Here is a 12,474-nt window from a genome sequence, read left to right on the forward strand (position 1 = left end):
GATCTTCTCAGCAACGCCCTCGGCTTCGATAATGCGCCATGAGTCGGCCTAACAACCGGTTGCAGGCGACGGCGGGCGGGTTGGGAGGTGGTTGGCCGGCGCGTTGGGCGTTCGCCCACCGCGCCTGAACCGGAGCGTTAGTCCGCACAAGGCCTTCTCAAACTTGGGTCGGGGTCACACACCATAGACCATCACCGGGTATCACGCTGGGGACACCGCTATGAAATGGGCACTCGGCTTTCTAGCGCTGCTGCTGGTGCCGCTGCTTCTGCTGCTCGTGGTTTGGTTCTATTTCACCTACCCCAGCTACTTCCACTTCAGCTACCCAAGCTACACCCACCACTACCGGCTGACCTTGGAGGTCGAGGCTGCTGGCGAGGTCCACTCAGGCTCGGGCGTGATCGCGGTGGCCTGGCACTGGCGGGAGCCACCAGACGTGTATCGCGCGTGGAGCGATACGGTCCAAGGCCAAGCAGTCGCGGTAGACCTTGGGCGGCGCGGCCTGTTGATAGCCAGGCTGGAAGACGAAGGCAATTTTGGTGGCGTTTCGATCCAGGAGATTGCGCAGATTGTCATTAGTGGTGCGGTGGCGGAAACGCCACCGGCAGCCGGCGTCAAGGGCTATCTTGCCGCGTGGCAGTTGAACCGCGCGACGCGCACGGCCCTGGGACGGCTGGAGGGACGCCGCCTCGCGCTCTCGCCTAGCGGTGCGATGCCATCGCTCGTCTGGCTTCCTGATCCGGGCAATCCGACCTCGGCGGTCCCGGTGCCGAGGGCGGATTTGCTCCCCACCATCGTGCCGGACGCCCATTTGCGCGGTGCCTGGATCGAGATTACCCACGACCCTGTCACGACCGACCTGTTCGCGCGCTTGCCGTGGCTCGCTGAGCGCTACCAAAGCGAGAAAGGGAGTGGCCGCTCGGACACGCGAGGTGTTCTTAAGCTGCCCGCCTGGACTCTGACCAGGAGAATTGACCCATGAATTTTCTCACGATGCCAGTTCGAGCACGCCGTTACTTCAGTGCAGGAAGAAGCCGTTGGGTTATATGACGCCGCGCCAGCGAGCGCCGCCCTGGAGCCGCTGAGTGGCGCCTAACAACCGGCTAAAGCAGACGGCGCGCGGGAGGTCGGGGGCAGAGTCGCTGCGGCGCGCGCGCCCCCCAGCTTAGCCGGGGCGTTAGCCGGACACCGGTTGAGCGTATGTGTGATGGGAAAGACTTTGGAGGTAAAGCAACGAACGCCGACGTGATCGAGCATTGCCGGTCGGGTGGCGAGCACGCTCGCGGCTGCTGGGTCGTGGATCTGCTGCTGGACAAGGGCTGAGCCCAAAGTGGACCGAAGGGAGGAGGACACATCGTCATGAAATCTTCGAACTTCATGGCCTCGGTGCTTCTGGCAGTTGTGTCGCTCGCGCACCTTCTTCGTTTGATCTTCGGCCTCCAGGTGACCGTGGCGGACAGAGTCATTCCGATGTGGGTGAGCGCGGTCGCCTTCGTCGTGGCGGGCGGGATGGCGATTGCGCTCTGGCGTGGCGCGCGCCGACGATAGGTGACCGTGTCCCCCTTCAAGATCGACTTTGATACGCTCGAGTGGCAGTCGACGTTGCCGGGCGCGCGCTTCAAGGTGCACCGGGAGGGGTCGAGGCAGATTCGTCTCGTCGAGTTCACGGCCGAGTTCGTCGAGCCGGACTGGTGCGAGAAGGGGCACGTCGGCCTGGTGCTCGACGGCGCGCTCGAGATCGACTTTCGCGGCCGGGTGATCTCGTTTCCCCGGGGCTCCGGCCTCTTCATTCCGGCCGGCCCGGCGGGCGCTCACAAGGCCCGCTCGACGACACCGGTCACACGGCTGGTGCTCGTCGAGGACGTCTAGCCCTTGGCGATGGGGGGCGCATTGTCGGCGCTCGGCCTGTGGGTGGCACTGCTGACCGGCGGGTCCGCAGCGGCCTCGAGCCTCGATGACTTCAAGAGCGACGGGTGCAGCATGTTCCGCGACGGGAGCTACTACAGTTGTTGCTATCTCCACGACTTCGCGTACTGGCACGGCGGCACGGCGGAGGAGCGGAAGAGCGTCGACCAGGCACTTCGCGCCTGCGTCCGGGAAATCACCGGCAACGGATTTCTGGCCGGAGCGATGTTCTGGGGCGTCCGGCTGGGCGGAGGCCCGGGACATCACACGACCTACCGGTGGGGATTCGGCTGGCCCTTCCCCTACCGTGAGGACTACGGGCCCCTGACACCAGAAGAGCAGGAGCATGTGGCCGAGAAGACCCGGAGTCTGTGCGCGTCACTCCGCCTGAATCCGATCACCGGGGGGTACACTGTCGATGCCGGCAAAGAGATCAGCGCCGCGCAGGTGAGGCAGATCTGCCCGGACTTGTGATAAGGATACTGCCGTGACTCCCCAGAGCGATCGCTGTCGGGTGTTTCGCCGGCTCCACGAGTCCGGCTGCTTCGTGATCCCCAACCCGTGGGATCTCGGCAGCGCCCGCCTGCTGGCGCGACTCGGCTTCCGGGCGCTCGCCACGACCAGTTCGGGGTTCGCCTAGTCCCAGGGCAGGCCGGACAACCGCATGTCGCTGGAGGAGGTTCTGGGCCACCTTCGATCCATCGCCCACGGCGTGGAGATACCGGTCAACGCGGATTTCCAGGGCGGCTTCGCGAACGAACCGGACGCGGTCGGCGTCAACGTCACCGCCGCGACGGCGACAGGGATCGCGGGACTCTCGATCGAAGACCGCACGGGCGATGCTTCGAACCCGCTCTTCGAATTCAGGCTCGCGGTCGAGCGGATCCAGGCGGCTCGATGCGCGATCGATGCGAGCGGGACGGAGGTTCTCCTCACCGCACGCTCGGAAGGGTTCATCGTCGGACGCCCGGACCTCGACGAGACGATCCGCCGTCTCGTCGCCTACTCCGAGGCCGGAGCCGACTGCCTGTACGCGCCTGGGATCCGCGCCGGGACCGATATCGCGGCGGTGGTGAAGGCGGTCGCCCCGAAGCCGGTGAACGTGCTCGTCGGCAGCGACTTCACCACCGTGGCGGAGCTCGCCGGCCTGGGAGTCCGCCGGATCAGCGTCGGCGGTGCCTTGGCGAGGGCGGCCTGGGGAGGGTTCCTGGAGGCGGCGAAGGAGATTGCCGAACGGGGGACCTTCTCGAAGCTGACCCGCGCCATTCCGTTTGCCGAAATCGACGGGTCCTTCTGATGCCGTTCAGCATGCGAATCGAGCCCGATGCAGGCATTGTCATCGGCACCTGCTCCGGCGCTCTTGGAGTGGACGACGCCAGGGAGGGGGCCATGGCCGTCTGGGGAAACCCGGAGTGGAGCGGGAAGCCGGTCGTCTGGGATTTTCGCTCGGCCATCCTGGACGTCCGTGGTCCCGAGGTTCGTGAAATCGCGCGGTTCGTTCTCGATCGCCAGCCGTCCTCTCCGCCTCCCAAGGTCGCGTTCGTGATCGCGCGCGACGTCGATTTCGGCCTGACCCGGATGTTCCAGGTGTTCCGCCAGCATCCGTCCACGGAGGTGCGGACGTTCCGGGACTATGACGAGGCCGTTTCCTGGGCGCGAACGGGCAGAACAATCGGGACCTGACGGATCAGTCCCCCTGCCCCCGCACGCCCTCGAAGCGGCGGCGCTCCGGCAGGTACTCGACGGTCGGTTGCTTGCGCACCGGCTGCGGGAAGAGGGCCATCAGGTCCAGGAACTCGGGCGGCAGGTCGCTCCTCACAGGAAGCCCGTAGCTCTTCGCCGTCTCGAACGTGATCGGGTGGTCGTGCGTCCAAGTCCCTTCCGAGAGCAGGCGCGCGAGCTCCACCGCCTTCTCCTTCGGGCACTTGTCGGTCAGGAGATCCTGGACGCTCTCGCGGACCTGCGCCACCGCCTTCTCGGCCTGGTCGGCCAGGATGAGGGTCTGGTCGTCCACGTCGGCGACCGGTTTCTTCGCCACGGCCTTGAGGATCGACGCCGCCGGGTACTGGCCGAGCTGCGGATCGACCGGGCCGAGCACGGCGTACTCGCTCATGACGATCTCGTCGCAGGCCAGGGCGATGAGGGTCCCGCCCGACATGGCGTAGTGCGGCACGAACGCGGTCACCTTCCCCTCGTGCTTGTGGATGGCGCGGGCGATCTGCAGGGCGGCCAGCACCAGGCCCCCCGGGGTGTGCAGCATGATGTCGATCGGCACGGCCGGGTCGGTGAGACGGATGGCGCGCAGGATCGCCTCGGAGTCGTCCACGTCGATATAGCGGAACACGGGGAATCCCAGGAGGCTCATGGTCTCCTGGCGGTGCACCAGGAGGATGACCCGGGAATTCCTCTGCTGCTCCAGGCGCGCGATGAGACGCGCCCGGGATGCCTCGAGGAACCGCTGCTTGAGGACGGGTTGCAGGGCGGAGAAGACGAAGAACACCCACAGGAGATCGCCGGGCGCCATCAGGATTCCCTCCAGTAGCCGTGCGGCAGCCACGCCCCTCCGAGCTCGTACTCGTCACGCGACAGGCGACGCCAGGCGCGTCCGCGCCGGACGAACAGGAATTGCAGGACGATTCCCGCAACGAAGCCGCCGACGTGCGCCCAGAAGGCCACGCCCCCCACGTCCTTTCCGGTCGCGAGCGACAGCGTGCCGGCGAAGACCTGGGTCAGAGCCCAGACCATGAGATAGGTCACGGCGGGCAGCTCGAAGAACAGGGGATAGAACAGAACGGGCAGAAAGACGATCACCCGGGACGTGGGGAACAGGAGAAAGTACGCGCCCATGACGCCCGCGATGGCGCCGGAGGCGCCGACGGTGGGGAGGGTCGAATCGGCGTTCGTCAGGCAATGAACGAAGCCCGCGGCCAGCCCGCACAGAAGATAGAAGATCGTGAAGCGCCCCGGCCCCATCCGGTCTTCGACGTTGTCACCGAAGATCCAGAGGGTCCACATGTTGCCGATGATGTGCAGCCAGCCGCCGTGCAGGAACATGCTGGTCAGGAACGGCCAGTAGTCGTCCATCGGAAACCCGGCCCAGGAGGCCCAGTCGGGGTGCGTGAAGCGGGCCGGCACGATCCCGAACAGGTAGAAGAACTGCTGCAGCGCCTGCTGCGGCAAGGTCAGCTCGAAGAGGAAGACGAGACCGTTGGCGATGATCAGGAGCCAGGTGGCGATGGGGGGGTTCCGCCTCGGGATCGTGTCGCTGATCGGAATCATCGGTTACTCGTCCTCATCCGCGCGCCCCTGCAGGCGCGCCAGGTCTTCCTGAAGGCCGACGAGACGCTCGCGCATCTCGAGGATCACGGCGATGCCGGCCAGGTTCACCCCCAGGTCGCACTTGAGGCGGATGATCCGCCGCAGGCGCTCCACCGCCGACGCCGGGAACAGCGACCGGGGACCGGCGCCGGCCGACGGCTCGAGAAGGCCGTATTCGACGAATTGCTCCACCAGCCCGGGGTGGAGGCCACAGGCGTCCGCCAGGTCCTCGAGGCTCAGAAAGGCATGGTCCGTGCGCCAGACGATCGACTCCCGCGTCTTATGAGCCATGGCTCACCTCGATTCGATCCCCCCGGGCGTCGAACCCTGATTCCGCGGCCAGCTTTTTCAGCAGCTCGATCTCCTTCTCGCTCGGCTTCTGCGGCACGACGATCTTGAGCCGCACGAACTGATCGCCCCGGCCGCCACCGGGGCGCGCCAGCCCCTTGCCCTTCAGGCGCAGGACCTGCCCACCCTGGCTGGCGGGTGGGACGCGCATCTCGACCGGGCCGTCCAGGGTCGGCACCTTGACCTTGGCCCCGAGGACCGCCTCCCAGGGCGCGACCGGAAGCTCGACTTCAATGTCGCCGCCGTCCCGCAGCCGGAACCGCTCGTGGGGCTCGACGTGCACGCGCAGGTAGAGATCGCCGCGCGCGCCTTTCCCGAACCCGGCGCCCCCCTTCCCCGGCACCCGGATGACCGACCCGTCCTGGACGCCCTTCGGAATGTTGACCGTGAAGTTTTCCGTGCCGCCCCGCTCCAGGGGAAGGCGGACCGACCGGCTCGTGCCGCGATGCGCCTCGTCGAGGCTGACGGAGACCTCCGACTCGTGGTCGCTGCCGCGCGCGGAGACCGTGGAGCCGGCGCCGCCCGGCCTGCGCCCGCCGAAGAGCGTCTCGAAGAAGTCGCTGAATGATCCGGAGCGGCCGGCGGCCGCGAACATGTCGCCGAGATCGCCCAGGTCGCCGGCCTGTCCGCGGAAGCCCTCCTCGCCGGAAGGGGGCGTGAAATCCATCCCCGATTTCCAGTTCTGGCCGAGGGCGTCGTAGCGTCGCCGCTTCTCTTTGTCGGACAAGACCTCGTAAGCCTCGTTGATCTCCTTGAAGCGCTCCTCGGCGGACTTGTTCTTGGGATTGAGGTCCGGGTGGAACTTGCGCGCGAGCTTCCGGTACGCCTTCTTGATCTCGTCCGGCGCCGCGGCCCGGGAGACCCCCAGCGCCTCGTAGTAGTCGCGAAACTTGACGGCCATCCGCCCACGCTACGCTCGTGTGGCTTCGACTTCAACCCCGACCGGGCCCGGCTTCGGGTTGAACACCAGCTTCCGGCTGTTCCGGTCGTAGTCCACCAGCACGCGCTCCCCGTCCCGCACCTTGTTCTCGAGAAGCAGGAAGCCGAGCTGCGTTTCGATGTTCTTCTGGATCGCCCGCTTCAGCGGACGGGCGCCGTAGGCGGGATCGTAGCCGATCTGGACCAGGTAGCGCCGCGCATCCGGCGTCAGCTCGAGGCTGATGTGGCGCTCCTGCAGCCGCGTCCGCACGCGCTCGAGCTGGATGTCGACGATCTGCATGAGGTGCTCTTCGGACAGCGCGTGGAACACGATGACCTCGTCGACGCGGTTCAGGAACTCGGGTCTGAACGCCCCGCGCAGCTCTTCCAGGGCGGCCTCTTTCATGCGCTCGTAGTCGTCGCCCGCGAACGCGCCGCGATAGGCGAGGATCCTCTGGCTGCCGATGTTCGACGTCATGATCACAATGCTGTTCTTGAAATCGACCGTGCGCCCCTGTCCGTCCGTCAGGCGCCCGTCGTCCAGGATCTGCAGGAGAGCGTTGAAGACGTCGTGGTGCGCCTTCTCGATCTCGTCGAACAGGATCACCGCGTACGGACGCCTTCGGACAGCCTCGGTGAGCTGGCCTCCCTCCTCGAAACCGACATAGCCGGGAGGCGCGCCGATGAGCCTCGCCACGGTGTGTTTCTCCTGGTACTCCGACATGTCGATGCGGATCAGCGCGCGCTCGTCGTCGAACAGGAACGCCGCGAGGGCCCGCGCCAGCTCGGTCTTGCCCACCCCGGTCGGCCCCAGGAAGATGAAGCTGCCGATCGGGCGGTTGGGATCCTTGAGCCCGGAGCGCGCCCGCACCACCGCCTCCGCCACGGCCTGCACCGCCTCGTCCTGGCCCACGACCCGCTTGTGCAGCTCGTCGCCAAGCCTCAAGAGCTTCTGCGCCTCCCCCTCGAGGAGCCGCGAGACCGGGATGCCGGTCCAGCGACTGACGACCTCGGCGATGTCCTCCTCGTCGACCTCCTCCTTGATGAGCGGTGTCGAGGCCTGCTTCTTCGCGAACTGCCCGGCCTCGTTCTTGAGCTGGTTCTCGAGCGCCACGAGCTTGCCGTACTTGAGCTCGGCCGCCTTGTTCAGGTCGTACTCCCGCTCGGCCTTCTCGACCTCGATCTTCGTCTTCTCGATCTGCTCGCGCAGCGACCTGAGCTTCTGCACGGCGCGCTTCTCGGTCTGCCATTTCGCCTTCATCGCGTCGGACTCGGCCTTCAGGTTGGCCAGCTCCTTCTCGAGCTTCGCGAGGCGCCCCTTGGAGGCCGCGTCGGTCTCCTTGCGCAGCGCCTCCCGCTCGATCTCCAGCTGCATGACGCGCCTCAGGGTCTCGTCCAGCTCGGAAGGCATCGAGTCGATCTCGGTGCGCAGCTTGGCCGCGGCCTCGTCCATCAGGTCGATCGCCTTGTCGGGGAGGAAGCGGTCGGCAATGTAGCGGTTGGAGAGCACCGCCGCGGCGACCAGGGCGGAATCCTTGATGCGCACGCCGTGGTGCACCTCGTATCGCTCCTTCAGCCCGCGCAGGATCGAGATCGTGTCCTCGACCGAGGGGGGCTCGACCATGAGGGGCTGGAACCGCCTCTCGAGGGCGGCGTCCTTCTCGATGTGCTTGCGGTACTCGTCGAGGGTCGTCGCCCCGATGCAGTGCAGCTCGCCGCGCGCCAGCATCGGCTTCAGGAGATTGCCGGCGTCCATCGCCCCCTCGGCGGCGCCCGCGCCGACGACGGTGTGCAGCTCGTCGATGAACAGGATGATCTCCCCCTGGGATTCCTGGACCTCCTTGAGCACAGCCTTGAGGCGCTCCTCGAACTCGCCGCGATACTTGGCCCCCGCGACCAGGGCCCCCATGTCGAGCGCCACGAGGCGCCTGTTCTTGAGCCCCTCCGGCACGTCGCCGCGCACGATTCGCTGCGCCAGCCCTTCCACGATGGCGGTCTTGCCGACGCCCGGCTCGCCGATCAGCACCGGATTGTTCTTGGTGCGGCGGGACAGCACCTGGATGACGCGGCGGATCTCCTCGTCGCGCCCGATGACCGGGTCGAGCTTCCCCTGGCGCGCCGCCTCGGTGAGATCGCGGCCGTAGCGCTCGAGAGACTGGTAGGTCGATTCCGGCGTGGGAGAAGTGACGCGCTGGCTGCCGCGCACCTCGCGCAGCGCCTGCATCAGCTTCTCCCGCGCCACTCCCGTCTGGGCCAGGAGCCGGCCGGCGGGCCCCTTGTCGTCGGTCATCGCCAGGAGCACGTGCTCGACCGAGACGTATTCGTCCTTCAGCTTCTTCGCTTCGTCCTCGGCCTGCGTCAGCACCCGGTTGAGCCGGCCGCTGATGTAGATCTGGTCCGGCGGCGTTCCCCCCGGGCCGGTCACCTTCGGCTGGCGGTCCAGCTCCTGCTCGATCCGCTGCGCCAGGAGCTCGGCGGCCACGCCGGCCTTGGTGAGAATGGCTCCCGCCAGGCCGTTCTCCTGCGTCAGAAGCGCCGCCAGCAGGTGTTCGACATCAACCTGCTGGTGGCTCCGGCGGACCGCGGCCGATTGCGCCGACCGCAGGGCCTCCTGCATCTTCTCGGTGAAACGGTTGGGATCCATGCATCACCTCTCCATTGGGAAGACACCTGAATCGGCGGCAGGCATTTACCGGAGCAGCGTCGCGCCTTCACAGGGCCGGGGCAGTCAGGGGGACACTCTGCGAAGCGGGTGTCTCGAGAACCGGGAATCTTGACGGACCGTGCGCCGAGTGCACATGATAAAAGCCGCAGTAGAGACTCGGGCACCTGGTCCAGCAGCCGATCGCCCACGACGATGGGAGGCCGCGTGCAAGGGCCAGGCGCGTTGGATGTCCGGACCCTACGCCCTTCCGGACGCCCTGTCAATCCGATGGTCGAATCCCGCGACAAACGGGGTGTCCATGCAGGAGATCGAGAATTCGACACGAAGGGTCCTGGATGACCTGGTGGCCGCCTGGAATCATCGGGACATGGACGGCTTTCTCCGCCTGTTCGCCGAGGATGCCCTCTATGTCACCGGGACCGGCGCCCACTGGGAAGGGCGCGCGGCGATTCGACGGGGGGTGGCGTCGAGAATCTCCGACCCGTCAGGTCCCCGGCAGATCGCGATTTCCGAGGTCGCAGTCAAGGCTCTGTGGGAGCACGCGGCCGTCGCGCTGGTCCGCTGGCGGATGGACGCAACGGGGCGCGCCGGCCTGTTCACCCTGGTCACGACCGCGACGTCCGCGGGGTGGCGCATCGTGCTGCTCCACAACACGGACAGCGCCGCCTGAACGCGTACCGAGGGCCGAGCCCTCTTCAGACGGAATGCCAGGTCACCGGCTTTCCTGATCTGACGCTGCGGCGCCCGTCGGCGGCGGGGCCCCGTTCGCGGATTCCAGCGAGTTGCGCAACGCTACCTCGACGGCATCCAGGTAGAGACTGAAGATATCGGGGATGTCCGCCAGCCGGTATTTCAGGATCGGAGATTCGGGCTCGACCGGGCGAAGGTCCCCGGCCGGACCGCTCTCGGGTTTGGGCCGTCCGTTTTTCCGCATCGAACCTCCCTGCCCGCACGGGGCCGAAAGACCGGCAGGCTACGCGTGACTACTCATGCCCGCAATCGGGAAGAACCCGTAAACTTCATCCGGTATTCACCTGATCAGTCGGGATTGAGTCCGGATCGGTATACTTGGCGGTAACCTCGGGAAGTGAAGGAGATCGGCTCGGATGAGCAGGAAGCCCACGTTCGGCGCGTTCAATCAGGGGGGCGTCCCCACCATCGCGTGCTTCAACCGCGCGACGACACCGCTCGGCGTCGATTTCGGCGCTCTGATCGCCGCGATGCAGGTGTTCGTCGACAGGCACATCGCACCCGTCTGGGGTACACCGGCGCGGCTCGTCAGGTCGAAAGGGTTCGTGAAGGGGGCCTGGGCGATGGTCTTCCTCGACGACGCGGATCAGCCGGGGGCCCTCGCCTACCACGACCTGACGCCCGACGGGCTGCCCCAGTCCAAGGTGTTCGTCAAGACTACGATCGAGAACCACGACCTGGTAAGCGTGTCGGCATCGCACGAGCTGGTGGAGATGCTGGTCGACCCGGCGATCAACTTGATGACCACCGGGCCCGACCCCAAAACGATCTACGCGTACGAGAGCGCCGACCCGGTCGAGGCGCTGAGCTTCCGTGTCAACGGGATTCCGATGAGCGACTTCGTGTACCCCTCGTACTTCGAGGACTTCCACAAGGCGGGGTCGGTGCAGTTCGATCGGCTGAAGAAGATCCGGAGACCGTTCCAGATCCTCGCAGGCGGCTACCAGATCGTCTTCAAGAACGGCACGTGGAGCCAGGTCTTCGGCTCGGTAGCCAAGAGAAGACGCTTCGCGCGCGAGGACCGCCGCGGTCACCGCAGCGGGCAGCGCGCCACGCGGACGCTGCGCCGCGCCTCCACGCGGGACATCGCGCGTGCGGTACGCCGCGTCCGATGACGCCTATCGGCTCCGTCGACGGTCTGGTTCCCGTCCTGGCGATCCCGGAGCGACCGGTGCCGAACGGGACACGGGCATGAAGCCGGCCTCGCTGGGAGACCTGCCGCCCGACGAATTCCGCGCTGACGGCCATCGGCTCGTGGACTGGCTCGCGGATTACTTCAGATGGTCGCTCGACAATCCCGTCCTGTCGAAAGTGAAGCCGGGGGCGATCCGCGCCGCGCTGCCGGCCGACGCCCCTGAAGCGGCCGAGCCGTTCGAGCGCATCCTCGCCGATTTCGAGCGGGTCCTCGTGCCCGGGCTCACGCAGTGGAACCATCCGGGATACTTCGCCTATTTCCCGTGCGGCTTCTCGATGCCGGGTGCTTTGGCCGACTTCCTGTCGACGGCGGTGAGCCAGCAGGCGATGCTGTGGCGCACGTCGCCGGCCGCGACCGAGCTCGAAGAGGTCGTGCTGTCCTGGCTGCGGCGGGCGCTCGGCCTGCCGGAGGTCTTCGAGGGGGTCATCTACGACACGGCCTCGACGGCGGTCCTGCACGCGCTCGCGACGGCGCGCCACGCTCTTGCGCCCGAGGTGAGGACGAGCGGCCTCACCGGGCGCGGCAGCGGCGCCTTCCGGGTGTACTGCTCCGAGCACGCGCACTCCTCCGTCGACAAGGCGGTGATCGTCCTCGGGCTCGGGCACGAGAATCTGCGCCGGATACCGGCCGACGCGGAGTTCCGGATGCGCGCCGATCTCCTCGCCGCGGCCGTGGCGGATGACCGCCGGGCCGGGCACGTCCCATTGGCGGTCGTCGCCACCGTGGGGACGACGTCGGTCGCCAGCGTCGATCCCGTCCCGGCCGTGGCGGATGTCTGTGCCAGCGAGCGTCTCTGGCTGCACGTGGACGCCGCCTACGCCGGCACGGCGGCGATCCTCCCGGAGCTCCGCGCGGCCATCGATGGGATGGAGCGCGCCGACTCCTTCGTCGTGAACCCTCACAAGTGGATGTTCACGCCGTTCGACCTGAGCGCCTTCTACTGCCGCAGGATGGATCTGCTGCGCGCCGCCTTCGCCCTGACGCCCGAGTATCTCAAGACTTCGGAGACTTCGGAGGTGCGCAATCTGATGGACACCGGGTTCCAGCTCGGCCGGCGGTTCCGCGCCCTCAAGCTGTGGATCGTGATGCGCTCGTTCGGCCTGGAGGGGATTCGCGCGCGCCTGCGCGAGCACGTGAGGCTGGCGCGCCTGTTCGCCTCGTGGGTCGACGCCGACCCCGGCTTCGAGCGGATGGCACCGGTCTCGTTCGGCGTGGTGTGCTTCCGGGCCGTCCCCCGGGGGGTATCCGAGGGCGCGCCGCTGAACTCGTACAACGAGCGTCTGCTTCAGGCGCTGAACGACACAGGCGACGTGTTCCTGTCGCACACGAGCCTGGGAGGTCGTTATGTCATCCGCCTCGCGGTCGGGAACATCCG

14 protein-coding genes and 1 pseudogene are annotated in these 12,474 nt (G+C 67.1%); 9 read left to right on the top strand and 6 right to left on the bottom strand.

What is annotated here, in order from left to right; translation table 11 throughout:
• Window positions 1-220: 220 nt before the first annotated feature.
• The 6 genes and pseudogenes from VEW47_10655 to VEW47_10680 all read left to right on the top strand — a co-directional run bounded on the left by VEW47_10655 (window position 221) and on the right by VEW47_10680 (window position 3,588).
• Window positions 221-982, top strand: a complete 762-nt coding sequence (locus VEW47_10655; GenBank protein ID HYS05639.1) for a hypothetical protein — start codon at window positions 221-223, stop codon at window positions 980-982.
• A gap of 377 nt (window positions 983-1,359) precedes the next feature.
• Entirely contained in the window at window positions 1,360-1,548 is a 189-nt protein-coding gene (locus VEW47_10660; protein ID HYS05640.1) for a hypothetical protein, read from the top strand.
• 6 nt (window positions 1,549-1,554) lie between these two features.
• On the top strand, window positions 1,555-1,869 hold the full coding sequence (locus tag VEW47_10665) for a phosrestin (protein HYS05641.1): 315 nt from the start codon (window positions 1,555-1,557) through the stop codon (window positions 1,867-1,869).
• Window positions 1,870-1,878: 9 nt separating this feature from the next.
• Complete coding sequence (locus VEW47_10670; protein HYS05642.1) at window positions 1,879-2,379, top strand: hypothetical protein; 501 nt, start codon at window positions 1,879-1,881, stop codon at window positions 2,377-2,379.
• Window positions 2,380-2,392: 13 nt separating this feature from the next.
• Window positions 2,393-3,202 (top strand): annotated as a pseudogene (locus tag VEW47_10675) (isocitrate lyase/phosphoenolpyruvate mutase family protein).
• A gap of 11 nt (window positions 3,203-3,213) precedes the next feature.
• Entirely contained in the window at window positions 3,214-3,588 is a 375-nt protein-coding gene (locus tag VEW47_10680) for a hypothetical protein (protein ID HYS05643.1), read from the top strand.
• Between the two features lie 4 nt (window positions 3,589-3,592).
• Here the strand turns inward: VEW47_10680 and VEW47_10685 are convergent, their stop codons facing one another.
• The 5 genes from VEW47_10685 to clpB are packed head-to-tail and all read right to left on the bottom strand — an operon-like array spanning window position 3,593 to window position 9,133.
• Window positions 3,593-4,429: a hypothetical protein gene (locus VEW47_10685; protein ID HYS05644.1), complete on the bottom strand. Its 837-nt coding sequence runs from the start codon at window positions 4,427-4,429 to the stop codon at window positions 3,593-3,595.
• Window positions 4,429-5,184: a rhomboid family intramembrane serine protease gene (locus tag VEW47_10690; protein HYS05645.1), complete on the bottom strand. Its 756-nt coding sequence runs from the start codon at window positions 5,182-5,184 to the stop codon at window positions 4,429-4,431. The genes VEW47_10685 and VEW47_10690 overlap by 1 nt, the downstream gene beginning before the upstream one ends.
• A gap of 3 nt (window positions 5,185-5,187) precedes the next feature.
• On the bottom strand, window positions 5,188-5,514 hold the full coding sequence (locus VEW47_10695) for a chaperone modulator CbpM (GenBank protein HYS05646.1): 327 nt from the start codon (window positions 5,512-5,514) through the stop codon (window positions 5,188-5,190).
• Window positions 5,504-6,472: a DnaJ C-terminal domain-containing protein gene (locus VEW47_10700; GenBank protein HYS05647.1), complete on the bottom strand. Its 969-nt coding sequence runs from the start codon at window positions 6,470-6,472 to the stop codon at window positions 5,504-5,506. Before VEW47_10700 ends, VEW47_10695 begins: the two co-directional genes overlap by 11 nt.
• A gap of 9 nt (window positions 6,473-6,481) precedes the next feature.
• Complete coding sequence (clpB, locus tag VEW47_10705; protein ID HYS05648.1) at window positions 6,482-9,133, bottom strand: ATP-dependent chaperone ClpB; 2,652 nt, start codon at window positions 9,131-9,133, stop codon at window positions 6,482-6,484.
• Between the two features lie 319 nt (window positions 9,134-9,452).
• On the opposite strand from clpB, the gene VEW47_10710 reads away from it, so the two are divergent.
• A complete protein-coding gene (locus tag VEW47_10710; GenBank protein HYS05649.1) occupies window positions 9,453-9,824 on the top strand; it encodes an SgcJ/EcaC family oxidoreductase in 372 nt (123 codons plus the stop codon).
• 42 nt (window positions 9,825-9,866) lie between these two features.
• On the opposite strand, the gene VEW47_10715 is transcribed toward VEW47_10710, so the two are convergent.
• Window positions 9,867-10,088, bottom strand: a complete 222-nt coding sequence (locus tag VEW47_10715; GenBank protein ID HYS05650.1) for a hypothetical protein — start codon at window positions 10,086-10,088, stop codon at window positions 9,867-9,869.
• Window positions 10,089-10,260: 172 nt separating this feature from the next.
• Between VEW47_10715 and VEW47_10720 the strand changes: the two genes are divergently transcribed.
• On the top strand, window positions 10,261-11,019 hold the full coding sequence (locus tag VEW47_10720) for a hypothetical protein (GenBank protein ID HYS05651.1): 759 nt from the start codon (window positions 10,261-10,263) through the stop codon (window positions 11,017-11,019).
• Between the two features lie 76 nt (window positions 11,020-11,095).
• On the top strand, window positions 11,096-12,474 hold a 1,379-nt coding region (locus VEW47_10725; GenBank protein HYS05652.1), incomplete at its 3' end, for a pyridoxal-dependent decarboxylase.

The organism is Candidatus Dormiibacterota bacterium (genome assembly GCA_035635555.1).
Classification (GTDB): Bacteria; Acidobacteriota; Polarisedimenticolia; order Gp22-AA2; family Gp22-AA2; genus Gp22-AA3.

Bases quoted from the DNA above. Each gene is read 5' to 3' on its own strand.
- clpB (HYS05648.1), bottom strand. From the start codon at position 9,133: ATGGATCCCAACCGTTTCACCGAGAAGATGCAGGAGGCCCTGCGGTCG.
- VEW47_10680 (HYS05643.1), top strand. From the start codon at position 3,214: ATGCGAATCGAGCCCGATGCAGGCATTGTCATCGGCACCTGCTCCGGC.
- VEW47_10690 (HYS05645.1), bottom strand. From the start codon at position 5,184: ATGATTCCGATCAGCGACACGATCCCGAGGCGGAACCCCCCCATCGCC.
- VEW47_10660 (HYS05640.1), top strand. From the start codon at position 1,360: ATGAAATCTTCGAACTTCATGGCCTCGGTGCTTCTGGCAGTTGTGTCG.
- VEW47_10720 (HYS05651.1), top strand. From the start codon at position 10,261: ATGAGCAGGAAGCCCACGTTCGGCGCGTTCAATCAGGGGGGCGTCCCC.
- VEW47_10695 (HYS05646.1), bottom strand. From the start codon at position 5,514: ATGGCTCATAAGACGCGGGAGTCGATCGTCTGGCGCACGGACCATGCC.
- VEW47_10655 (HYS05639.1), top strand. From the start codon at position 221: ATGAAATGGGCACTCGGCTTTCTAGCGCTGCTGCTGGTGCCGCTGCTT.
- VEW47_10700 (HYS05647.1), bottom strand. From the start codon at position 6,472: ATGGCCGTCAAGTTTCGCGACTACTACGAGGCGCTGGGGGTCTCCCGG.
- VEW47_10670 (HYS05642.1), top strand. From the start codon at position 1,879: ATGGGGGGCGCATTGTCGGCGCTCGGCCTGTGGGTGGCACTGCTGACC.
- VEW47_10715 (HYS05650.1), bottom strand. From the start codon at position 10,088: ATGCGGAAAAACGGACGGCCCAAACCCGAGAGCGGTCCGGCCGGGGAC.
- VEW47_10710 (HYS05649.1), top strand. From the start codon at position 9,453: ATGCAGGAGATCGAGAATTCGACACGAAGGGTCCTGGATGACCTGGTG.
- VEW47_10685 (HYS05644.1), bottom strand. From the start codon at position 4,429: ATGGCGCCCGGCGATCTCCTGTGGGTGTTCTTCGTCTTCTCCGCCCTG.